The sequence below is a fragment of the Rhizobium sp. RAF56 genome, from assembly GCF_052113965.1.
GTDB lineage: Bacteria > Pseudomonadota > Alphaproteobacteria > Rhizobiales > Rhizobiaceae > Rhizobium.
The window spans coordinates 1-24,505 of record NZ_JBFRDU010000014.1 but is presented as its reverse complement, the minus strand read 5'-3'; the positions used below and the strand labels follow the sequence as shown (position 1 = coordinate 24,505).

Annotated in this window: 12 protein-coding genes and 1 pseudogene; 7 read left to right on the top strand and 6 right to left on the bottom strand. The window is 60.2% G+C overall.

Annotated features, from left to right (window positions below):
• Positions 1–5 precede the first annotated feature (5 nt).
• The gene (locus AB4048_RS13705; RefSeq protein WP_442202518.1) at positions 6–1,508 is read right to left on the bottom strand and encodes a sensor histidine kinase; all 1,503 of its coding nucleotides are present in this window, start codon (positions 1,506–1,508) and stop codon (positions 6–8) included.
• Positions 1,509–1,717: 209 nt separating this feature from the next.
• Between AB4048_RS13705 and AB4048_RS13700 the strand changes: the two genes are divergently transcribed.
• From AB4048_RS13700 to AB4048_RS13685, 4 genes are all read left to right on the top strand, one after another.
• On the top strand, positions 1,718–10,642 hold the full coding sequence (locus AB4048_RS13700; protein ID WP_442202517.1) for a peroxidase family protein: 8,925 nt from the start codon (positions 1,718–1,720) through the stop codon (positions 10,640–10,642).
• A gap of 68 nt (positions 10,643–10,710) precedes the next feature.
• Entirely contained in the window at positions 10,711–12,477 is a 1,767-nt protein-coding gene (locus tag AB4048_RS13695) for a type I secretion system permease/ATPase (protein WP_442202516.1), read from the top strand.
• Positions 12,474–14,825, top strand: coding sequence for a calcium-binding protein (locus tag AB4048_RS13690; protein WP_442202515.1), 2,352 nt, complete (start codon positions 12,474–12,476; stop codon positions 14,823–14,825). The genes AB4048_RS13695 and AB4048_RS13690 overlap by 4 nt, the downstream gene beginning before the upstream one ends.
• Before the next feature lie 35 nt (positions 14,826–14,860).
• Entirely contained in the window at positions 14,861–16,198 is a 1,338-nt protein-coding gene (locus AB4048_RS13685) for an HlyD family type I secretion periplasmic adaptor subunit (protein WP_442202514.1), read from the top strand.
• Positions 16,199–16,313: 115 nt separating this feature from the next.
• On the opposite strand, the gene AB4048_RS13680 is transcribed toward AB4048_RS13685, so the two are convergent.
• The 4 genes from AB4048_RS13680 to AB4048_RS13665 form a co-directional block, all read right to left on the bottom strand.
• Positions 16,314–16,796, bottom strand: a complete 483-nt coding sequence (locus AB4048_RS13680; RefSeq protein WP_442202513.1) for a BA14K family protein — start codon at positions 16,794–16,796, stop codon at positions 16,314–16,316.
• 200 nt (positions 16,797–16,996) lie between these two features.
• Positions 16,997–18,613, bottom strand: coding sequence for a WD40/YVTN/BNR-like repeat-containing protein (locus tag AB4048_RS13675; RefSeq protein WP_442202512.1), 1,617 nt, complete (start codon positions 18,611–18,613; stop codon positions 16,997–16,999).
• A gap of 263 nt (positions 18,614–18,876) precedes the next feature.
• Complete coding sequence (locus AB4048_RS13670; RefSeq protein ID WP_442202511.1) at positions 18,877–20,502, bottom strand: GMC oxidoreductase; 1,626 nt, start codon at positions 20,500–20,502, stop codon at positions 18,877–18,879.
• A 344-nt stretch (positions 20,503–20,846) separates the two neighbouring features.
• Complete coding sequence (locus AB4048_RS13665; protein WP_442202510.1) at positions 20,847–21,965, bottom strand: metallophosphoesterase; 1,119 nt, start codon at positions 21,963–21,965, stop codon at positions 20,847–20,849.
• 226 nt (positions 21,966–22,191) lie between these two features.
• Here AB4048_RS13665 and AB4048_RS13660 point away from each other — a divergent pair, with 226 nt between their 5' ends.
• Positions 22,192–23,175: an aldo/keto reductase gene (locus AB4048_RS13660; RefSeq protein ID WP_442202509.1), complete on the top strand. Its 984-nt coding sequence runs from the start codon at positions 22,192–22,194 to the stop codon at positions 23,173–23,175.
• A gap of 75 nt (positions 23,176–23,250) precedes the next feature.
• On the opposite strand, the gene AB4048_RS13655 is transcribed toward AB4048_RS13660, so the two are convergent.
• Complete coding sequence (locus tag AB4048_RS13655; RefSeq protein ID WP_442202508.1) at positions 23,251–23,805, bottom strand: hypothetical protein; 555 nt, start codon at positions 23,803–23,805, stop codon at positions 23,251–23,253.
• A gap of 209 nt (positions 23,806–24,014) precedes the next feature.
• Between AB4048_RS13655 and AB4048_RS13650 the strand changes: the two are divergent.
• Both AB4048_RS13650 and AB4048_RS13645 read left to right on the top strand, forming a co-directional pair.
• Positions 24,015–24,221, top strand: a pseudogene (locus AB4048_RS13650) (ABC transporter ATP-binding protein); the annotation flags it as partial.
• Between the two features lie 3 nt (positions 24,222–24,224).
• On the top strand, positions 24,225–24,505 hold a 281-nt coding region (locus AB4048_RS13645), incomplete at its 3' end, for an amidohydrolase family protein (protein ID WP_442202507.1).

Sequence of the window (24,505 nt, the reverse complement as noted above, 5' to 3'; positions counted from 1 at the left end):
ACCATCTAAGCGCTGTTGTTCTCCATCGGCACGCGGGCTACGAGTTGCGTACCGGCTTTGCCCCGCTTCCGGATCTGGACCCAGCCGCCGAACGCCTCAACCCTGTTGCGAATTCCTTGCAGGCCTAGTGGTCTGCCGTGCGGTTTGCTCGGAGGTGTTTGCGTGACGCCTGGCCCGCCGTCGCTGATCACGATAGTGATGAATTTTTCGTCCGCGATGGCGATGACGCGTTGATCGCGGCCGGCTGCGTGTTGAAACGCGTTGTTGAGGCCTTCCTGAACGACGCGGTAAAGACAGATTTTCAGCGGGTGGGGTGTGCGGTTCGGAAGTCCGCTGTAACGGGAGTTTACCATCGATCCGGTGGTGTGTTCATGTCGATCGACGGCAATGCGAAGCGCTGCCTCCAAAGAGATGTTTTCGAGCTCCGGAAGCACCAGGCCCGTCGAGAGCTCCCGCAACTCGGTCAGCAACTGGTTGGCCAGGCGCGATGGCGAGATATCGGCTTGCGTGACATTCGACTGGCCGACAGGAGCTGCCAAGTCGACAGGCGCCCGCGGTGCCGGAGTGCCCAATCTGAGGATCAGCAGGCTGAGCAGCTGCACCGGTCCGTCATGCAAATCCGACCCGATGCGGTTCAACAGCGTTTCGTTCGACTTGCTGGCATCCATGCGTGCCCGATCGGCGGCCTTGCGCAGTTGCTTGTTCTGCTCCGCCAGCGCCTGCGCACCGGCCAGTTGGGCCTTTAGCGTCACGCTCTGGCGTCGGATGACGTTGCTGGCGCGCCGAACGATAAGGAAGAGGAGCCCCATGATGGCGACTGTGGTTGCTCCGACAATCGCCCAAGTCCGTCGTTGAACCCGGTCGCGCTGTGCAATGAACTCGCCGGCTTCTTCATAGAGTTCTCCGACCGCCATCACTTCATGGACGTTGGAACGATAAATCGGGCCATAGATTTCAATGAGCGGTCGCTGCTCACGCTGTCCGCCGCCATCGTCATCATTGTGTCCATTTTCCAGTTGGGCCACGACCCGGCCGGAAAAGGCCTGCTCTATATCTTTTGATGGTAGGCGTTTGCCCATGAGCAATTTGTCAGTGCTGTAGAGAACCGTTCCGTCCCGCTCCCATATGCGGAAACCCTCCACCCGCGTCGCGAGGTCCGTGCCGATCAGCAGCCTATCCAATTCTCTCTGACGCTCGTCAGAGACCCGCGGACCGTCGGGACCTTCATCTATATGACCGGCGAGGAAACCCTCCATGTAGAGCGCACCTGACTCTGCTCGGCTGCGCAGCTGGTTCGCAGCGATCTGCGAACTCAGCCACTCGCCGAGGATTGCCATCGATCCGCAGACTATCAAGGTGGCTACGACCAGGAATTGGGTCGTCAGATCAAGGTTGTGCCAGAAACGCAGACCCCAGGTGCCTTGGCTGTCGGTGGTTTCGTCATCACGGACATAGGTCCCGCTCTCCTTGGGGTACAAAGTCCCTCCTTTCCGACGACGAAGGTCCAATCATTTCGCCCGACCTTTGGAACTATCCCGTCGGCGTGCCTTCGCGACATTATCGCATCATCTGCAAGTCCGCTTCGTTTTTCTTGAGATATGCGGCTGTTTACAGCGTGTCCAAGAACAGAGGCCGCAGCGCATGGGAAAATACTAAGCATATCGGAGACTTGTTGTGCGGTGCAGCAGCAAGTCGTGGGGATCCAAGGGAGAGTAACATGGCCAACTACATTCGTTCCGATCTGGAATTCATTCTCGATCAGATCAAGATCGCTGAAAAGCATGCCGCCTATATCGCCAATCCAAACGATCCGAACGCAGCGCCGCTGTATGGGGTTGGCGCAGCTGGCCAGATTGGTTCGGTGCCCGCCTATACGCTGAGCATGGGTCTGCGCACGGTGGATGGCTCCTACAACAACTTGCTGCCCGGTCAGGAACTCTGGGGCGCAGCCGATCTGCAATTCCCGGAACTGCTGGATCCGGCCTTCCGGCCGGCCGAAAATATCCCGCCGGGATTTGGCCCTCCCGGTCCGCCTGTTCCAACCAACTACAACCCATCCAACAACCCTGGCTCGATGGTATTCGACTCCAGTCTGCGCACGATTTCCAACCTAATCGTCGATCAGACGCTTGGAAATCCGGCCGCGATCATCAAGGGTCTGCAAATAGCTGGCGTTGTCGCCGCAGACCTGGCCAACGTGGCCTTGGTCCAGGCGATCTACGCCGCGTTCAAGCCAGCATCGGATGCAGAGTACCAGGCGCGCGTGGTCATGGATAATGCCCGGGTTGCCGCGAATGGCCTGAGCGATGTGGATGGGAATCCGAATACCCCGCAAACCCCGGAACAAGATGCGGCGTACCAGGCGGCGCTCGAGACGCTTGCCACTGCGACGGCCGCGCACGATGTCACAGTTGCCGATCTGGAGGCCGCACGCGTCGTTCGCAATGCGGCCCTCGAACCGTTCGGCATAGCGATGGACGGCGACAACGTTCAGGTCCTGAACGTCTCGACGGACGTTGGCCTGTCGGCGCCGTTCAATTCCTGGTTCACGCTGTTCGGCCAGTTCTTCGATCACGGACTAGATCTGGTGAATAAGGGTGGCAGCGGCACGGTCTTCATCCCACTGCAGCCCGACGATCCGCTGTATGTGGAGGGTAGCCACACAAACTTCATGGTGTTGACACGTGCGACAGTCCTGCCCGGCACGGACGGCGTCATGGGAACTGCCGATGACATACGGCCTGTCAACACGACGACGCCGTTTGTCGACCAGAACCAGACCTATACGTCCCATCCTTCGCACCAGGTCTTCCTGCGCCAGTATGTGCTCGACGCAAACGGCGTTCCGCACGCCACGGGCAAGCTGATTGAAGGTCGCGGCACCGGACCGGACGGAACCGGCCCCGGCGCAGGTGGCATGGCTACCTGGGGCGAGGTCAAGGAACAGGCCAAGATGCTTGGCATTCTCTTGACCGACCAGGATGTTGGCGCGGTTCCACTGCTGCGCACCGATGCCTACGGCAATTTCATCCCCAACGCCGCGGGCTTCGCCCAGATCATCACCGGCGTTGGTGCCGATGGCATTCCGAACACGGCGGACGATATCGTCATGTCTGGTACGTCAGCTGCGCCGATCGGCCTGGCTGGCGCGGCGCGCATCAATGCGGCCTTCCTCGCCGATATCGCTCACGACGCCGTGCCGAACGGCATCGCGGACGGCGACATCGAAATCGGCCTGGCCAATCCCGGCAACAATCCGCTGGTCTATGACAACGAGTTGCTCGATGCCCACTTCATCGCCGGCGATGGCCGCGCCAATGAAAATATCGGCCTGACCGCCGTTCACCACATCTTCCACTCGGAGCACAACCGGCTGGTCGAGCACACCAAGGAAATCGTGCTCGCCACCAAGGACATGGCCTTCATCAACGAGTGGCTGGACGTCGACCTGACCGCCGCCCAGGTCGCGGCCATTCCGACGGATCAGGTGGCCCTTGCAGCCTATGCCAACACCCTGATCTGGGACGGCGAGCGCCTGTTCCAGGCAGCCAAGTTCGGCACGGAAATGCAATACCAGCACACCGTGTTCGAGGATTTTGCCCGCAAGGTTCAGCCGAATATCGATTTCTTCGTGGTTCCCGATGGCTACCACGCCGACATCAATCCGAGCATCGTGGCCGAGTTCGCCCACGTGGTCTATCGCTTCGGCCACTCGATGCTGACCGAGCAGATCGATCGGCTCGACGCCTCCTTCACCAACGACCAGATTAGCCTCATTCAGGGGTTCCTCAATCCGTTCGAGTTCGACCAAGGCCATACTGTTGCCGACAGCATCGCAGCGGGCGACATCATCCGTGGCATGACGCGCCAGGTTGGCAACGAGATCGACGAGTTCGTAACCAGTGCCCTGCGCAACAACTTGCTGGGCCTACCGCTCGACCTGGCGACCATCAACCTGGCTCGCGGTCGCGATACCGGCGTGCCCTCACTAAACGCAGCTCGCCGCGATTTCTTCGAGGCCAGCAACCATGCGCCGGAACTGAAGCCGTATGACAGCTGGGTCGAATTCGCCGGCAACCTCAAGAACGAGGCATCGGTCATCAACTTCATGGCCGCCTATGGTCTGCATGGCTCGATCACCTCGAAAACCACTATCGAGGATAAGCGCGACGCAGCCATGCTGCTGATCTTCGGCGACATGGACATCAACGGCGATGGTATCGTTGACCTCGCACCGACCGACCGCCTGGACTTCCTCAACGGTACCGGCGCATGGGCAAACCTGCCCAGTGGCATAACGACAACAGGTCTCGACAACATCGATCTGTGGATCGGCGGCCTCGCTGAAAAGACCATGCCGTTTGGCGGCATGCTCGGCTCGACCTTCAACTTCGTGTTCGAAGTCCAGCTTGAAAAGCTCCAGGACGGCGACCGCTTCTACTATCTGCAGCGTCTCGACGGTTTGCATTTCCTCTCGGAAATGGAAAACAACACCTTCGCCAAGATCATCAGCCTCAACGCCGACGCGGGCCATCTGCCCTCCGACGTCTTCTCCACGCCGGGCCTCATCCTCGAGGTGGACCAGAGCCATCAGTGGAACCCCGGCCTCGATGGGGCGGATCCAACCGGCGGCACCATCCTGACCCCGCTGGTCATCCGCGACAATCCCGGCACCGCAGGGCCGGACACGAACTACCTTCGTTATACCGGCGCTGACCACGTGCTGCTCGGCGGTTCCGCTGCCAACGATATCCTAATTGGCAGTGAGGGCGACGATACGTTCTACGGTGATGCCGGCAACGATCGGCTCGAAGGTGGGGCCGGCAACGACCAGTACTTTGGCGGCGCTGGCGATGACATCATCACCGACCTGTTTGGTGACGATATCATCCGCTCGGGCTCGGGCCATGATGCGATCAACGCCGGCCAAGGCGTCGATCTGATCGTCGCCGACGAGGGGCAGGACTTCATCATCCTCGGCGCAGATACCCTGGACGAGGCCTTTGGCGGTGTCGGCAACGACTTCGTGCTGGGCAGCAAGACGACTGAACAGACACTCGGCGGCGAAGGCGATGACTGGATCGAAGTCGGTGCCTGGACCGGTGCGGTCGGCGACAACTTCGACGATCAGTTCCAGGCCGACGCGGTCAAGGGACACGACGTGTTCCATGGCGACGGCGGCTTCGATGAGTTCATCGGCGAAGGCGGCGACGATATCTGGTTCGGCAGCCTCGGCCGCGGCAAGTTCGACGGCATGTCCGGCTACGACTGGACGACCTATGACGGCATGAAGTTCGCCGTCGACGTAGACCTAAACCGCCAGATCCTGCCTGGCATCCCGGTGCTCCCGGCCAATGTGGCGCTCGACAGCTTCACCCAGGTCGAAGGCGCGTCCGGCTCCACCCATAACGACGTCATCCGCGGTTCCGACGTAACCGCCGCGGACGTACCGACCGAGGGCTTCCGGGGCAGTGCCCTCGACGCGGAAGGCATTGCGCTGATCACCGGCCTGCAGGCGTTGCTGGCGGGTGTCGGGCCGGAGTCGTTTGATGCCAATGGCAGCTTTGTCGGCGGCAACATCCTGCTCGGCGGCGACGGCAGCGACCTCTTCGAGGGCCGGGCCGGTGACGACATCATCGACGGCGACAAATGGCTGCGCGTGCGCATCGCCGTGATGTCGACTTTCGATGCCAATGGACCGACGGGCAATACCGTCCTTGAATGGCACGACAGCATGACCACCCTGGTCAACAAGGTCATGTCTGGCCTGATCAACCCCGGACAGCTCAAGATCGTCCGCGACATCGTCGACATCAAAGACAACGTAGCGGACATTGATACGGCCCAGTTCTCCGACGTGATGGCCAACTATTCCTTCTCGACCGCTTCGGATGGCGCGCTGAGGGTCTCGCACACCGGCGGTCTCGCGCCAGTCGATGGCGTGGACACGCTGCGCAACATCGAAAAGCTGCAGTTTGCCGATCCTGGTGCTGCCGGCACGCTCAATATCATCACCGGCACGCAGTTCAGCGACAATGGCCTGCCAACCCAGGGCGCGCCCCCACTGAACCAGCCGGCGCTCAATGGCGCGGCAGGCAATGATCTCATCCTTGGTCTTGCCGGCAGTGACGTGCTCAACGGCGGAGCCGGCAACGACGTCCTCGTCGGCGGCGCAGATGGCACCTCAGCGACGTCAACGACGACGACGACCACGTTCGCCGACAATTTCAACACCCAAAACTTCGGCAACTCCACAGGAGGAGCCAATTGGGGACCTGATTGGGCGGAGACGGGCGACAACAACAGCCCGAACAATGGTCAGATTCAGATCGATGACGACATCGCCAATGTCCTCGGTTTCGTCACTGGTGACGGCGCGCAGATCCAGCGCACCGTTAACCTGGCCGGGGCGACCAACCCCATTCTGCGTTACTCTATCGTTGAGACCGGCCTGGATGCAGGTGCCGACAATGACACCGTGACGGTGTTTTTCTCTCGCGACGGCGTTACCTTCGTTCAGGTTGACGTCATCAACAGCACCACCAACAATCCACCCCCACGCGCTATCGATTTGACACTGTTCGGTACTGGTGCGTTCACGGCCAACGCCGCGATTCGCTTCGTTGCATCGACTATGGAAGCTGGTGACACTGTCGCAATTGACGATCTGTCTATCAGCTACACGACCACAACCATCACCAACACGCCTGCCGGGGACACCCTGAACGGCGGTGCTGGGGACGATATCTACTCATTTAGCCTTGGCGACGGGACCGACATCATCAACGAAGGCGCGGATGCGACGCCGGGCCTGCTTGGTGATCTCATTTCGATCGCCGCGCCGACCACAGGCATCGACCCGGTCACCCTGCTGCCCATCACGACGCTGACCGGGCTCAATGCCTTCGACAACAATACGGGCACCGGCAATGGCGGCCTCGTCATCAACTACACGCTGCCCAATGGCGCCGTGAACGTGACGCAGACCATCACCGTCAACAACCAGTATTCCCCGGCCAATGCCCAGAACGGTGTTGAACGCATCAACTTCAACGGTGCTGTATATGCTGGCTATCTGTTGGGGGGCACGGACTACCTGATCAATAAGGCCGATCCCAACAACAACCGCGTGATTGACCTCACCGCGTCGCTCGCCAACAACTTCATCGCCGGCGAGAACGGTACCAATGATCAGATTACCGGCGGCCTCGGGAACGACCTTATCTTCGGCGGCACGGGCGACAACGTCCTGACCGGCGGCGACGGCGATGATCTCATCGTCGGTGGTTCGGGTGCAGGCGACAATGACGTCATCGACGGCGGCCTTGGCGCCGACACCATGGTCGGTCTTGCCGGCAACGACACCTATATCGTCGACGATGTGCTCGATGTGGTGGTGGAAGACCTCAATGCCGGCACCGATGAGGTGGAAACTCTGTTGGCAGCCCTTTCGATCGAGGCCATGGCCAATGTCGAAAACCTGACCTACACCGGCGTCGATGCCGACCAGTTCGTCGGTACGGGCAACGCGCTCGGCAACATCATCACCGGTGGTGATCTCGTTGATACGCTGAGCGGCTTGGCCGGCAACGACACGCTGGATGGTGGCCTTGGCGGCGACACAATGATTGGCGGCGACGGCAACGACGTCTTCATTGTCGATGAAGTCGGCGACGTCGTGACAGAGACAAATGCTGATCTCCTGATGGGCGGCACCGATCGGGTCGAATCCGACATCGACTACACACTCGGCGCCAACCTCGAAAATCTCGATCTCAACGGCGCTGCGGTGATCGGCACCGGCAATGCCCTCAACAACGTCATCAACGGCAATGGCGGAGCCAACCAGCTCTTCGGCGGTGGCGGTAACGATACCATCGACGGCGGCGACGGAACCGATCTCGTCGATGGTGGTGACGGCAACGACACACTCAGCGGTGGCGCTGGCGGCGACGTCGACACCATCATCGGTGGCGGCGGCAACGACACCATCGATGTCGGCAGCGGCAATGACGTCATCATCTACAACGCCGCAGGGTTCGGCGCCGATATCATCACCAACTTCGACGCAACGGGCGGAACCGCTGCGACGCAGGACCTGATCAACCTTAGTGCATTCGGGATCACTGCCGCCAACCTAGCCACGCGGGTGATCGAGTCGACGGTCGGCGGAAATACCATCCTGACCGTTAGGGACGCCTCGCTGGCGACGATCGGCACGATCCAGGTCAACGGCATAACGAATGCCAATATCGATGCCACCGACTACATCCTCGCAGGTGCTGCACCCGCCCCATTCGGCGCCGCAACTAACGCCGCCAACACCATTACTGGCAACGCAGCGGCTAACCTTATCGACGGCCAGGGTGGTAACGACACGCTCAGCGGTGCTGGCGGGGACGATGTCATCATCGGTGGAGAAGGTGCCGATACGCTGAATGGCGGCGATGGCAACGACACGCTAACCGGCGGTGCCGGCAGCACTACTGGCGCTGCCGCCGACAATTTCAACGCGCAGGCTTATACCAACAACGACGGCACCGTGCCGTGGACCACTGCCTGGGTTGAAGCCAGCGACGTGGTCAATAATCCGGCCACAAGTGGCGCTATACAGATCATCGGTGGCAACACCGACAATCTAAGGTTCGGCGGCGTCACCAACGATGCCAATGGAGCGACGCTGACACGCGGGATCAACCTGACGGGGGCAACGACCGCCACGCTCAGCTACACTGCCAATCCGGATAACCTGGATGCCGGTGAGAACCTGACTGTGTGGTTCGCCGCAGACGGCGCTACGTTCGTCCAGATAGACACCGTCACCGGCGATGCCGCGGTCACCCGCAACCTGCCTCTGACAGGGGCCCTCGGCCCGAACTCGGCGATCCAGTTTAGGGTTACTGGCGTCAACAACGCTAACGAGATCATCTCGGTGGACAATGTTGCCGTCACCTTCACCGCACCGACCAACAATACCGGCGTCGACACCATCAACGGCGATGCCGGGGACGATACGATCATCTGGAATGCCAATGCGACGGGACCGACAGACGGCCGCGATCTGGTCAATGGCGGAACCGAAGGGGCGTTGGGCGACACCTTTGTCATCAACGGCAATGCCACCGCCGAGGCGTTCAGAATTTATACAAGGGCTGCGTTCCTCGCCGTGGTCGGTAACGGTGCGGTTCCGCTGGCTGCGGCGACGGAGATTGTCGTTACCCGCAACGGTACCGGTGCTTCCTCGGTCATCGCCGAACTTACGGAGATCGAAGAAATCCGCGTCAATGCAGTTGATCCTTCAGGTACTGGCACAGCAGGCAACGACAACTTCGAGGTCATCGGCAATTTCTCGGCGACCAGCCTGCGTCTCAATACCATCACCATCGACGGCGATGTGGGCGACGATACGATCGATATCTCGGCGCTGACCTCCGCCCATCGGATCGTCTTCAAGTCGAATGGCGGCAACGACACTATCGTCGGAACGCTGCGACCGGAGGACGTGATCCAACTGCCGGATGGAAAGACTGCGGCAGACTACACGACGACGACGGAAAACGGCGTGACGACCATGACCAGTGGGGGACACAGCATCACGTTCACCGCTTCCGGCGGCATGCCGCAAGTCGGCGGCGAAGATGACGCACCCGGCGGTGACGATGGTGAGCCGGATGGCTGCGATAATCAGCCCGACGGCAACGACAATCAGCCCGACGGCGGCGATGTGCCGGTGCCGGTCCCTGGTGCCACGGCAGGCGCTGCCATCGTCGGCACCGCCAACGCCGACGTGCTGCTCGGCACGGCAAATGGTGAGACGATCATCGCGCTTGGCGGCAACGACACAGCTATCGGCGGCGGCGGCGCGGACGTCATGCGCGGCGAGGACGGTGACGACTTCATGAGTGCCGAAGGCGGAAACGACATGGTCTTCGGGGGCGCGGGCAATGATGACCTTTTAGGCGGTGCCGGCAACGACATGCTCTATGGCGACGCCGGGTCCGATCGCGTCTTCGGCGACGCGGGGAACGACCTGATCCACACCGGTGCCGGCAACGACACCGCCTATGGTGGAGAGGGCGACGACCTGTTCGTCGCTGAGGCCGGTGACGGCGACGACACCTATTACGGAGACGCTGGCAGCGACACTCTCGACATGGCAGCGATCACCGCCAACCTGACGGTCGATCTCGGCAATGGCTTCATGGGGAGGGGAAGCGCATCGAGCAGTCAGTCCGGCAGCGACACGTTGTGGAATGTCGAAAACGTCGTCACCGGCTCCGGAGCCGATACGATCACCGCAAACGGCGCGGTGAATGTCATCGACGGCGGCGCCGGCAATGACACCTTCCGCTTCCTTTCCGAAGCGGATGCTAACGGCGATACGATCGTTGGGTTCCAGCCAGGAGACAAGATCGACTTCAGCGGCATCGATGCCAATGACAGCGCCGCCGGAAACCAGTCCTTCACGCTGGTCGCGGCATCGACGCTGAGCAGTGCGGCGCAACTGATCGTCACCCATGAAACGCGTGAAGACGGTGACTATACGGTCGTGCAGGGCAGCGTCGACGGGGACAACACGGCGGAACTGCGACTGAGCATCAAGGGCACGCACAATCTCACAAGTGCGGATTTCAATCTCTAGTCCGAAATGCGGGGCGGGCCGGCTTGCCGGCTCGCCCAGTCGTTCAACAGCAGAATCGGTGACCGAAAATGCGTTCCAAAGCTCCTTTGACCGGCACTAAGCGAAAGAATGCGGAAAAGCTGACGCGAGGATTTCGAGGAATATTCGTGTTTCTCTTCATCACCTCCGGCCTCATCAACATTCTGGCTTTGACCGGCTCCTTCTACATGCTGCAGATCTATGATCGCGCTCTGGCAAGCGGCAGCGTACCGACATTGCTCGGCCTGTCGCTCCTGGCGATCGGGCTTTACTTATTTCAAGGTCTATTCGACATCATCCGTTCGCAGGTGCTCGTCCGTGTCGGCGCGCGTCTCGACCGCAAAATTTCCCCGATGGCGCATCAGGTGGCGATCGACATGCCCCGCTTCGGCTTCTCTACGGCGGAGGCACTCGAGCGCGGTCGAGACGTCGATACGGTTCGCGGCTTTCTCGGCAGTCAGGGGCCGGTTGCTCTGTTCGACCTGCCCTGGATGCCGCTCTACCTGATATTCGTCTATATGCTCCATCCCTATCTGGGCGCGCTCACCTTCGCTGGCGCATTCGTTCTGTCCATGCTGACGATCGTGACGGAACTCATGACGCGCCGGCTGGCAAGCGCCACGCATCAGGCGGCCATCGCACGCAACGCCATCGCGGATTCGAATGCGCGGAACGCCGACATATTGAAGGCGATGGGATTTGCGGGAAGGGCGGTCGATCGCTTCCGGCAGGCCAACCAGGACCATCTGGCGTTGCAAACGCGCACCAATGACATCAGCGGCACGTTCGGCGCCTTGTCCCGGGTGCTTCGTATGATCCTGCAATCGGCAGTCCTTGGCCTTGGCGCCTGGCTTACGATAAAGGGCGAGCTCTCCGCCGGCTCTATCATCGCGGCGTCGGTGGCATCGGCCCGTGCACTTGCCCCCGTCGATCTTGCGATCGGCAACTGGAAGAGCGTCGTGGCTGCGCGCACTGCCTTCCAACGGCTGAAGGAAACGGTCATTGCCCTTTCGGGTACCGACTCGCCATTGCTTCTGCCCCCACCCGTCGATTCCTTGAAAGTGGAGAAGATCACTGTCGCAGCGCCCGGATCGGGCCGTGTTCTCATCAGCGAGGTCAGTTTTGAGATCAAGGCCGGCCAGGCACTGGGGATCATTGGGCCAAGCGGCGGGGGAAAGACGACACTGGCCCGGGCGCTCACCGGCATCTGGCCGACGCTGCGCGGCAGCGTCAGGCTCGACAATGCCGAGTTGACGCAATGGACCGACAGCAATCTCGGCCAGTTTATCGGCTACCTCCCGCAGGACGTGGCACTGCTCGACGCAACGGTCGAAGAAAATATCTCGCGGCTCGAGCCGCAGGCCGACCCCCGTGCCATCGTCGAGGCTGCGCAAATCACCGGCATTCATGAAATGATCGTCCGCATGCCCGATGGTTACCGCACACCCTTGGGGCCGCAGGGTGCATCGCTCTCGGCCGGCCAGCGCCAGCGTATTGGATTGGCGCGTGCGCTCTATCGCAATCCGTTCATCGTGGTCATGGACGAGCCCAACTCGAACTTGGATGCCGAGGGCGAGATGGCGCTTACCCAGACGATCAAGGCTGTTCGGGAGCGTGGCGGAATAGCCATTGTGGTCGCACACCGGCCAAGTGCGCTTACGGCCGTCGATCTGGTTGCCGTCATCCAGAACGGGAAGATGATCGCGTTCGGACCAAAGGATGAAATCCTGAAATCGGCCGCTCCCGCCGAAACATTCAACCGACCCGCACCGGCCGCGCAACACGCGCAGCGCATCGTAGCGAGGGTGTCAGAATGATTGATGTCAAGGGAACCAAAACCCCTAAGCCGGAGACGGACGAGTCCCACGAGCACTATGTTCTGAAGAGCCAGGACAAGCGTTCGAGCGCACCGCTCTTCTTCACGATGCTTCTCACTGGATTGGCACTCTATCTTAAAAGCGCGTTTCCGAGTTTGACCAGAGCGGTGTCGGAGGAAGAGGCGTCGGATGCTGCTGAAAAGCCGACGCCAAGTTCGTCGGATGCAGTTCCGGCGAGCGACCCTGATGCTGGCGCGGATGTCGAAGCCGCCGAGCGGGAAGCGGATCGGCCAATGCGCTCAGGCCAGCGACTGTTCGCCTATCGGGATTCGTCCGACTTCATGCTCAGCGATTCGCCCGCGATCGAATTCCAGCATCTGAACCTCCCGAGCTTCGCTCTGCTGAAGGAAATGGGCGGGATATCGGTTTCGTTTCCTGCCGCCAACGACAACGCGTGGACAGCAGGGAGGAGAGGAAATCGCGGAGGCGGTTCGGGCGGCGCTCCGGGCGCAGCGCCAGATCGTGAGAGCGCCGTTGAGACCACCCCTGAGGACGAGGACGGGGCCGAGGATGATGATATCGATGAGCGGGATCCGGACGGCGACAAGCCAGCAAACCGCGCATGCAGGACGAGCGGTCCGGTCTATCTCATGGATGTCTATGGATGTGCGATCACTCTGATCGGTTTGGCCGACCTGTTGCGCGGCGCTTCGGACCCGGATGGCGACCCCCTTCGTGTACAGAACATCACGGTGTCGTCGGGGGCACTCACGCAGGCGGCGGACGGCTGGCTATTCGATCCTTCAATGCTTGGCGCGGTCACAATCACCTACCAGATCACCGATGGCGAATTTTCGGTATTTCAGACCGCGATGTTCAACGTGCTCAGGAACCCGCCGATCGTCGGCACCACCGCGGACGACGTCATGCTTGGCACAGAATGCACCGATGACATCGATGCACGCGATGGCAACGATAATATCGACAGCCGCGGCGGCCACGATACGGTGAATGGCGGCGCCGGTGACGATCATATCATCGCCGGCAGCGGCAACGACGTCATTTTCGCCGGCAGCGGCAACGACATCGTCCTTGGCGGCTTGGGCGACGACCAGATATGGGGCGGCGCCGGAAATGATCGCCTGTTTGGCGATGCCGGCCGGGACATCATTTTCGGCGACGGCGGTGACGATACAATCAGCGGCGGTGACGACGACGACATGCTTTTCGGGGGCGCGGGCGCAGACATCATCGCCGGGGAGGCGGGCAACGACCTTCTCCACGGCGATGATGGCGACGACAGGCTCGATGGCGGCGACGGCAACGACATTGTCCTTGGCGAGGCCGGTGCCGACATTCTCGATGGTGGTACGGGCGACGATTTTCTGGCCGGAGGAGCAGAGCAGGACATTATACGTGGCGGTGAGGGCAACGATACGGTCGCAGGCGACGCGGATTCAGCCGCCGATATCTATGACGGCGGCGAAGGCGTGGATACGCTCGACTATTCGGCATCCTTGATGTCTGTCGTCATCGACCTTGTTGCGGCCAGCGCCAGCGGCTCTGAGATAGGCGCCGACACCATCACGAATTTCGAGGTGATCAAGGGGGGCGAAGGCGCCGATGCGATCAGCGGCGGTGCCACGGACGATACTCTTGTCGGGGGTGGCGGAGACGATACCATCAGCGGCCAATCCGGCGCCGATACCCTGTCGGGCGGTGCCGGAAACGACACCCTAAGTGATGGTCAAGGCGCCGACGACGTGTGGGGTGGCGCTGGCAACGACATGGTGCTGGCGGCGGCCGATGGTGCGGATGACTGCTACCGGGGCGAGGCGGGGTTCGATACGCTGGACTATTCGGCAGCAGCGCACGGCGTTCTCATCGACCTGACGACCGGCACGGCGACCGGCTTCGATGTCGGCCGAGACGTCATCGCTGGCTTCGAGGAATTCGTCGGTGGGTCTGGCGACGACGCGGTGCTGGTCGGAACGGCGGCGGTCGTCCTTTCCGGCGGGGATGGCGCGGATACATTCGAATTCCAGATCCCGAAAGGCAGTTCCGGTGCGGAGGTCATCCATCAGATCCTCGACTTCATGGTCGGCGATCGGATCGAGATGTCGAAATACCGGATCTTCGAAGAGGCATTAGACAGCCTGGCGGACCGCTTCGAGGAAACCTACGGCGAGGATTCAAAGGTAGAGACCTTGCCGATCAGGGTCCGGCACCAGGCGACGGGGGACCTTGAGGAGACGTTGGTGGAGGTCGACATGGACCAAGACGAGAACTTTGAAATGACCATCAATCTGAGCGGCCATCATTTGTTGATGATTGTCGAAAACGCCTGAGTGAAGCCGCATTGTTACGGCGGATGGAGCGAAACATGTTCGGCAAAAGAGAACAAAAAATACATCGCCTGGAACGGGACAGCGAAGACGACAATGCTTTTCCGGTCGGCGCGCGCGTTGTCGCCGGTCTCACCCTTGGTCTGCTCCTCTTCGCCGGTGCCGGCGGATGGGCTGCCACCACGCGGTTGAACGGCGCAGTCATTGCGTCGGGCGTGGTGATGGTCGAGCAGAACTTGAAGGCAATACAGCATCGCGACGGCGGCATCGTCAGCGAGATTGCCGTCAAGGAAGGAGATTTCGTCAACAAGGGTCAGATCCTGCTTCGGCTAGACGACGCCCAGACCCGCGCGGAACTGTCGATCGTGCGCACGCAGCTCGTTGAACTGATGGCGCGCCAGGCTCGGCTGATGGCCGAGCGCGACAGCCTGGACAAAATCGATTTTTCGCCGGAGCTCAGCGTGAAGCGCGACGAATTCCCGCGTATCTTCTTCGGCGAAAACCGCCTCTTCGAAGGCGATCACCAAAATCGCAAGAGCCAGAAGCAACAGCTGGAACTGGGAATATCGCAGCTGGACGAAGAAATCAGGGGGCTCAGCTCGCAGCGCGATTCGAAAGCAGATGAGATCGCCCTGGTGAAGGCCGAGCACGACAAGATCAAGGGATTGACCGACAAGCGACTGATTGACACGTCACGCAAATACATCATCGACCGCGAGATGGCGAAGCTTGTGGGAGAGCGCGGCGAAATTCAGGCCAACATCGCCCGCGCCCGCGCCCGGATGAGCGAAATCCAGCTGCAGATCATCGCGATCGACGAAACCGCACGCACGGAGGCGCAACGGGAACTCGGCATCGTCGAGCCGAAGCTCTCCGAGCTTTTGGAGCGCCGGGTCGCGATCGAGGACCGGCTGGCGCGTACCGATATTCGGGCGCCTCTGGCCGGCACGGTCAACGAGCTGTCCATTCACACCATCGGTGGAGTGATCACGCCGGCCGAAAAGCTGGTGACGCTCGTCCCCGTCGACGCGGCCTTGAAGATACAGGCCAAATTGTCGCCGACGGATATAGATCAGATTTTCGTCGGCCAACCGGCAAAGCTGCGCTTTTCAGCGTTCAACCAACGCGCGACTCCAGAACTCCACGGCAAAGTCGCCTATGTGTCGGCCGCAACCAGCAGTGATCCTTCGACGGGTCAAGTCTTCTATCTAGCGGATATCGTCGTCCCGTCCGACGAACTCTCAAAGCTCGGAAGCAACAAGCTCGTCCCAGGCATGCCCGTGGAAGTGTTCGTTTCGACAGAGGAAAGAACGGCGATGTCGTTTCTCTCCAAACCATTGACCGACCAATTCAATCGCGCATTCCGCGAGGAGTAGACCGGCGCCGGCCGCAAAAACTCGCTCTTGTAACTAACCTTTGCCAACTTCGAGAGGTCGAGCGGCTTCAGCTGGAGGAGCCGGATCGCGTCAAGCAGGCGCTCCAGTGAAGACTTCAATAACGGTAACCATTGCGATAGTAGCCGTAGGGGCGATGTGCAGGGTAGTAGCCGTATCCATGGTAATATGTTCGACGGTAAACATAGGTTCGGTGCGGCCCATAATACCTGGGCGTCACGTAGCGGCCATAATACCTGGGCCCTGTGTAATATCCGGTTGTGGGATATCCACCATAGTAGCCGCCTTGGTAGTAATTGCCGCCGTAGTAAGGCTGGTTGGCGATCAAGCCACCGACCAGCGCGCCAACGCCGAAGCCGGCCAACGCACCCCAATAGTCGTCGTGATGGTGATAACCGCCGTATCCGCCGTGGTAGTAGCCGCCGTGTCCATGCCAGTCCACCTGCTGGACATTCGTCGAAACCTGTCCCTCACCGGCAGGCATCGTGGGCGCCGGCATGGCGAAGGATGGAACAGCGCTTCCAAGCGCAACCGCAGATGCGATGGCAATTGTTGTGATCTTCGGACGTAGACGAAGCATGTGGATCTCCTTTCATGACGCACCTGCTGCGAAGGCAAAAGATGCTGAAACGAGGAAGGTTCCGGCCAGGCCAAAATAAATCGCTAGGAGGTGAAGATCTCGTCGCGGTTCTCGGGTCGGCAGGGCTCGGCGGTGACGAAATAGCCGGTGCGGTTGACCGACCACCAATCGCCCACGGTGGAGTTCGACGATACTAGTCTCTATCGGCCGCCCACGTTTTGTGCCGCCGCTTTCGCCGACGCCACTTTCGCGGCATTCGCGGCAAGGGTTGCAACTGCCTTCAGCGCCTGCGCCTCAAGCGTCCGGCCGACCGCACCTTTGATCTGCTTTGCCGATTCCACAGCCGCCAGTCCGTGAAGGATGTCGATGCCTGGATCCCACGGGGGGATGCGAACGATATGACCGCCGATTATCACCCAGCCGCCGCCGTCCTGGATCACGCCGGCAACGATGGTAGCAACGATCTCCGGCACGCTGCGGGTGTGTGCCTTGACCTCGACGTTGCAGGAAAAAAGCTCCTGCAGGCCGGTCCGGGTGTCGGTCCAAACCAACTCGAAAAAATCATCGCCCGCTGCGATACCGAAATAGTCGCCGATGAAGGTGACCGACGTTGTGTTGTGGGCGATCGGGGCATTGATAGCCGGGTCCCATGGGTGGCTCGTGACGATCACCGGCGGGTCGAAATGGGGTTTGGCCGGCCAAAGCGGCGTCAGCTTGACGTGGATGCGGCGCGGGTTGAGCGTGGCGTCGAATTCGTAATAGGCGCAACCGAAGACACCACCGGCGCAGGCAAGCTGTGGCATGAACTGGTGGTTTTGGTCGAGCGGGTAGGTCGGATCGATCGGCACGCTGCTCATCGCCACAGGCCAGGTGTCGCCACCGTCGGTCGACAGAGCCATGTAGATTCGCCCAACCCCTTGCCGCATGTCCGGCCAGGCCACCATCACCCGGCCCGCGCCGTCGATCGCGAGCGTCGCCATGGTGAGCAGGCGGAATGTGGCGCCCGGCAGCACCGGCCAGCCCTCAAGACTATTGAGCGCTGAAGAGAAGGTAACGATGCCGCTGGCGACGGTGCGGAAGGGTTCGAAGCTTTGTCCCCCATCCTTCGAGCGCGTATATGTGAGCGTCGAGGTGCCGGGGATCTGCCACGCCACATGGACGACGCCGTCGCCGTCGATCCCCATGGCGGGGGCGAAACAAGTATGGGGCGGAAACACATCCGCGCCAGCCGGGCCGCCGCCGACACCGGTCCAGTGCGACCCGTGATCCGTCGATTTGGCAAAACGCAGCGGTGTGGAAGCGCCCCAGACTGCATAAAGTGTGCCGGCGTGGGCGCCGAAGGGTCGCTCGTCGGCGGCAATCCATCCCTTGTCGTCGGCGTTGTCGTTGTGGAGGAGCGCCGTCTCCGTGTAGCTCGCCCCGCCGTCGGTCGAGCGGTAGGCGACCATGGCGATCGTCTCGAGCCCCGGCGGCTTATCGACCGGTTCCGCCCAAAGATAGGCGTTGCCCTTGCCGTCGAACGCGACATCCGGATCGACCAGCCACGTAAACTCTGGATGGTTCGGGGTTGGAGGCAATGGGACTTCCGTCCAACTCTGCCCGCCGTCCTTCGTAAACGAGATTCCGATCGACGATTTATAGTTCGCGCGGTCGTAGAAGCGTTTCGAGGCGCAAGTCATATTCGCAGGATTGAGCGGGTTAATCGCGACTGCGGACTCCGCCCGCGCCGCGTTCTGCTCGCTGAACGTCACCTGCCGATTGGCGCCGACCAGCAATTCATAGTGCGTTTGGAAAAGATCAATATAGTCCGGTGGCATGCCGGCTCCCGCCTCAAAACCACGTCCCTATCTATAGTTGAAATCCTATCGTTAATACATGCCGTTGTCGAGTCTTGAGCTGCGATTATCTGTAATATTGCGAGGCCGGTTTTCGGTCCGAATTGATAGATGTCCGGACGGAGCAGGGCCAATCTCGCCCAAGCTAGAGTGGTATCACAGCAGGCCTAGGATGGGGTGTGCATGCTCGATCCCGGCATCGCGGATCATAGCCAGCGCGCTGGAAGCTGTCCAACCTGACAACGTCAACTGCATTCCCTTGCCAATTTCTGCGCTAGCCGCGCTGAAAGAGCCGCAATTGTCAAAGTCGGATTACATTGGCCAGATGTGGGGAAAACTGCAGAGCTTGCGACATAGAGGTTCGAACAATCGAAGCTCAAAAGATCACGATCCACAACGCCGTTGTGTCGATCCGTGCCCATGCGTGCAGTGCCGATCTGGTGTGTTCCATGCGAAGCTTGAGCCAAAATTGCATCCACCGAATTCGCGAATGGCTGCCTGTACTCAATACTTCCTAAACGCGTGTCTACCAGCCATTGGTTCAATCTGTCGTGTGCTCGCAGTAACGCCTCGGCATCCTTGCGAGAAAACCGCAGATCAATAACGAGTTTGGGCATGGAATTTCGGTCTGCTTCGTCTGACAGCCAAATCCGACTTTCTGCGGTTGGACTGTGCTCGCAATGATAGGATAAACCATAACGCCGTCCCGCGTTTTTTATGAAAAACCCAGGGAGACGCATCGCAGAAAAATATCGATGATAAAAAAACCACGGGATGTAGGCTATGGTCTCGGGCAGACCTCCTAGAACATTTCGGATATGGCTACGCCAATCGATCGATTCCGGAATGTGACGCTTGCGGATTGCTTCGGCTACCAACAAGCGACCCAGTGGCGCAAAGCCAAGAGCCAAGCATACGGTAGACAGCGTCGCGCTGTGATGACGTGCATCTGCTACAGGCGGGACTACCGGCCAAAAAGATACGTTTAATAGATTTTCCGCTATCTGCGTATTGTCGGAAGGAATGAGACGTCGCCGTGCATAGGATCCATTGCCATCAAGGAAGAAATCAAATTTCTTAGCTAATTCCTCCTCGTTAAACACGATATCGGAAATTTCTCCGATCAGGTGGCCCATGTAATATTTTCCAAGCGGGCCGTCAGATCCGCCGAAGAGGCCTGGATGCTTCCTTTGTAAGATAAGTAGCTGTCGCGTGCTCTCGAGCCCGCCGCTTGCAATTATGAGGCGCTTTACCGGAACAACTGTCTCCGTATCGCCTGGCCCTTTAACTTTGATGTCGGTGATGACATCTTCGAGATAGCTCATTGATGTAACGGTCGAGTTCAGCCGTATGTCGACAAGCTGTGACGACGATAGCTCACGCCAGAACGTCTTTTGAACCGCTGGAGAATTTGAAAAACGCTCAAGACGAACGTCAAAAGCAGTTTCCGTCAGCCGGTTTTCATCCTCCTTGAAAACCGGATTTCCAGCGGACAAATAGCGACAAGCGATCTGATAGAACGGTTCCAGTTCAGAGAGCGCAAACGGCCACTGCGCGTCCACCCGTCCACGCCTGGCTTGAAAATCAATAGGATCGAAGGGCTGGCAGCGTCCACCCCACAGGTTTGATGTGCCTCCCAGCTGCCGGGAGACCGCAATTGCCATGTCGTCGTGTTTTGAAGGATCTACAATCTGAGCATCTGACAGCGAAGCTTGCCGCCCGTCCGCCTTGAGGCCACCTGATTCAAGAACCAACGTTCTCTTTCCAAGACGGGCCATTTCAAGGGCGAATACGATTCCCGCTGGGCCGGAGCCAACAACGCAAGCATCGTATTGGTTCAGCGGAGCAGAATCGATTGCTGAGTAAATCAAGGGCAGACCACTAGCGTGAAATATCGAAGAATGATGGCAGCGAGCGGGGCAGCCTTGATAACGTCCTCTTCGCTGACCAGGGCGCCCGGTTTGCCCTTGACGTCCATGACTGGACCCTGGCCGGAAACGAAGGCGAGATTGCCGTCCGCGTAACGGACGCATGGATTGCGAGCGGGGTGGGCGCGATGTTCAGGGACATGAGACGCACGTCAATTGTTCTCTTCCAGCCGTTCAGGGTGCGCGAATGGTGAAATTGCCATGTTTTATATAGCGCATCAACAGATCGTTAGATGTAGCGAGTTGATCGAAGCTTGAGTCCTCTTCCCGGAACGGAGGGCTCTTCCTCAAGCCTTCCTTCGAAGCGTAAAGACCGTAAGTTCGGACGGCCTGCCCAGGCGAAGCGCGAAACCGGGCCACAAACCAGTACCGTTGTTGACGTAGAGATGCATGCCATCCACGTCATAAAGGCCTGACACGAAGCCGTTGTTGCTTCGCGCGACCAGGCGGTCGAGGCCGAGGACCATGCCTCCGTGCGTGTGGCCGGAAAGTTGAAGGGCGACGCCCGCTTTTGCCGCGCGTGGGGCCATCCGCGGTTGGTGGTCGAGAAGGACGACAGGCGCTCCGTCGGGCGCTTCCTTCAACGCCGCGGCGAGATCCGGCGCAGGAAATTTCCGGCCGACTGCCGCGTGGTCGGTCACGCCCGCGAGGACGATCCGGGCGTCGTCGCGCTCGATGACCGCATGGCGGTTTGTCAGCATCCGCATTCCAAGGCTGGCATAGTGACGCATCCAGTTTTCGTATCCGAAGAAGTATTCGTGGTTTCCGGGGATTGCGTACACGCCGTCGCGTGCACGCAGCTTTGCGAGCGGTGCGACGTCCCCTCGGCGCTTCTCAAGGCTCCCGTCGATGAAATCCCCGGTGACGACGACGAGGTCTACATCGAGAGCGTTCGAGCGGGAGACGACGGCTTCCGTCCACGATGCCGGGAATAGCCGGCTGATATGGAGATCGGTCAACTGCAGGAGCCGGTATCCGTCGAACGTCGGAGGAAGGCCTGCAATGGCAATCTCGATGTCTTTCACGGGAGGTACGCGCACCGCCTGAACGACGCCCCAAGCGGCAAGGCAGAGGGCCGCCGCACCAATCACATAGCGAACCTCGGGCGAAGGAGCAGGGTACCGACCGCCGATCAGCATCACGACCAACGAGACGACATCGAGCGCTAGCTGGAAGACCGCGAGCAGGACGGTCGCGCCGAAAAGGAGGTTGAAGATGATGATGAGCGGCCTCGGATACTCGGGTGCGAACACCGAACCGGACGAGATTCGATTGATCACCAGATGCTGTGAGGCGACCAGAAGGACGCCGGCGATCAGGATTTTAACGGGCAGGATCCAGGGAAGGGGAAGGAGGAAGCGAACGAGGACGACGAGCCAGGGGAGGCCAAGAATGAAATGGAACATCAAGTATGCGCTTTTCTAAAAAACGAGAGCCGACTGAGCGGTCCACCTTTGTCAGGGGGCTTGCCTCAAGAACATGGCCATCCGGCAGGCGGACCGCAAGCGTCGGAGATCGTGGAAGTTGGCGGCGCGTCGATCCGCAGCACGCATACATCGGTTTAAGGGCTGTAAACGAGATGCGGTCTCTTCTAGGATGCCAATTGGCTTCCCGAACTCAAAGGGGAATGACATGGAATATATCAAGCTGGGCAATACCGGACTGGACGTGTCCCGAGTGGTTCTGGGATGCATGACCTACGGGGAGCCGCAACGCGGCGGACATCCCTGGACGCTCGACGAGGAGAAGAGCCGTCCGTTGATCAAGCAGGCGATCGAAGCGGGCATCAACTTCTTCGATACAGCCAACGTCTATTCTGACGGCTCGTCGGAGGGGATCGTCGGGCGCGCCTTGAAGGACTTCACCCGTCGCGAGGAAGTCGTTATCGCCACGAAGGTGCATGGCAGAATGAGGGCGGGTCCGAACGGATCTGGCCTCAGTCGGAAGGCGATCATGCAGGAGCTCGACGCGTCGCTCCTCAGGCTCGGGACCGACTACGTGGATCTCTATCAAATTCATCGCTTCGATTACGCCACGCCGATGGAGGAAACGCTGGAAGCCCTGAACGACGTCGTCAGGGCCGGAAAGGTGCGCTATGTCGGCGCGTCGTCGATGTACGCTTGGCAGTTCGCCAAGATGCTCAGCATTTCCAAGGCGAACGGCTGGGCGCGGTTCGTCACGATGCAGAACTTCGTCAATCTTCTCTATCGAGAAGAGGAGCGCGAGATGTTGCCGCTCTGCGCTGCGGAAGGGATAGGTGTGATACCGTGGAGTCCGCTGGCGCGTGGCCGGCTAACCCGGCCATGGGACGAACAGACGGCGAGATCGGAGAGCGACGAATACGGCAAAAGTCTCTACAGCGACCGCACCGCGGACGGCGACCGCAGGATTGTCGAGACCGTCGCTTCGATCGCGCGGGAGAAAGCCGTTCCGCCGGCCCAGGTTGCGCTGGCATGGGTATCCGCCAAGTCGGCGATCACCGCACCGATCGTCGGCGCTTCCAAGCCCCAGCATATCGCCGACGCGGTCGCCTCGCTCGACGTCAAGCTTAGCCCGGAGGACGTTCTCCGATTGGAGGAACATTATATACCGCGCGCGGTTGCCGGGTTCTCTTGATCGGATCGCAGCCAATTCCACCATTCGGCGAAAAGTAGCCCTGCGCCACGGGTCGACGTCCGGATGCGAAAGATTTCAGTATTTCTGCGCGCCCATTTCGATCAGATCGGCGGTGATAGACGCCAACTTGGAGGAGGGCGTCTCAATGATCTTCGTCGCGATCGCTTTCGACACGCCCCGCCCGTGCAAGACCACGGCGATAGCGAAACTGTCGAGGAGATCGTCGTTGCCGTTTTCATCGGCATCGCGGTGCACGCGAACGTCCGCCTCGCGGGCCAGGTACAGGTTCCCATGCGCCGCTGCGTCCGCCGCTAGATAGCCGCACGCCGAGGCGCACCAGCCCATCACCATGAGCGGAAGGCCGACTTCGGTGATGATGTTCATCAGCGCCATCGCAGTCGCGACATCGCCGCCATCAGAGATGATCGAAAAGCCGATCAGTCGTTTGCCGGAGGGCAGATTCTTGACCATCGCGCGCACACGATCGGCATCTCCGGGTACGATCGAGCCCTGCATCGCGATGGTGCGTTTCGTACCAGCGGGATCGCCGCGATAGGTCACATCCATCGCCTGCGCGTGGACTGCTGATAGTAGTCCGCATGCCAGCGCGGGCAGCAGGGTTCGTTTCATTCACCCGGCTCCTCTTTGGCGGGCCTTCGCGAGTTAGCTTCGCAGTTTCAGTATCAACGATTGCCGCAGGAAATTGCAAATTGCGCTTCTTCTGATTTCCGATGAGGCGTCGTTCGGGACCGGCGCGCCAACTGGCAGATCGATGGCGGCCTCATCGCGAGGTTTGCCGGCTGATCCCGGCGGCGGCGATCCCGTCCTCCTTCCGGCCTTCGATCCTGTCCATCAGCCACGATCTGGCGGTGATACGACAGATGTGCGACCGTGTTGCCGTCATGAAGGTGGGGGAGAGCGTTGAAATGGCGGACACGGAAACGCAGTTTTCTGCCCCGCAGCTTGCGTATACGCGCGAGCTTCTGCGCCTGGCGCCGTCGCTCGATCGTATATTTTCCAACGAGCCTGTAGCAGCGAGCGTTTGAGACATGGAAGCAGATATCCTGATTAGAAACGGCACCGTCATCCCCATCGACCCCGAGCGGCGGATCATTCCCGATGGGGCGGTGGCGATCAAGGGCGACCGCATCGTCGCCGTCGGTCCTTCGGATGAAGTGGCGCGGGACCATCAGGCGGGCGAGATCATCGACGCGCGCGGCATGGCGATCATGCCGGGCTTCGTCGACAGCCATGCCCATGCCGGCCACGGACTGATCAAGACGCTCGGCGGCGGGCGTAGCGATCTCTGGTACCGCGCATGCCAGGGTGC

Excerpts from the sequence above, each read along its gene's own strand:
- AB4048_RS13665 (WP_442202510.1), bottom strand. The coding sequence starts at position 21,965 with ATGTTCCATTTCATTCTTGGCCTCCCCTGGCTCGTCGTCCTCGTTCGC.
- AB4048_RS13700 (WP_442202517.1), top strand. The coding sequence starts at position 1,718 with ATGGCCAACTACATTCGTTCCGATCTGGAATTCATTCTCGATCAGATC.
- AB4048_RS13680 (WP_442202513.1), bottom strand. The coding sequence starts at position 16,796 with ATGCTTCGTCTACGTCCGAAGATCACAACAATTGCCATCGCATCTGCG.
- AB4048_RS13660 (WP_442202509.1), top strand. The coding sequence starts at position 22,192 with ATGGAATATATCAAGCTGGGCAATACCGGACTGGACGTGTCCCGAGTG.
- AB4048_RS13675 (WP_442202512.1), bottom strand. The coding sequence starts at position 18,613 with ATGCCACCGGACTATATTGATCTTTTCCAAACGCACTATGAATTGCTG.
- AB4048_RS13685 (WP_442202514.1), top strand. The coding sequence starts at position 14,861 with ATGTTCGGCAAAAGAGAACAAAAAATACATCGCCTGGAACGGGACAGC.
- AB4048_RS13655 (WP_442202508.1), bottom strand. The coding sequence starts at position 23,805 with ATGAAACGAACCCTGCTGCCCGCGCTGGCATGCGGACTACTATCAGCA.
- AB4048_RS13690 (WP_442202515.1), top strand. The coding sequence starts at position 12,474 with ATGATTGATGTCAAGGGAACCAAAACCCCTAAGCCGGAGACGGACGAG.
- AB4048_RS13695 (WP_442202516.1), top strand. The coding sequence starts at position 10,711 with ATGCGTTCCAAAGCTCCTTTGACCGGCACTAAGCGAAAGAATGCGGAA.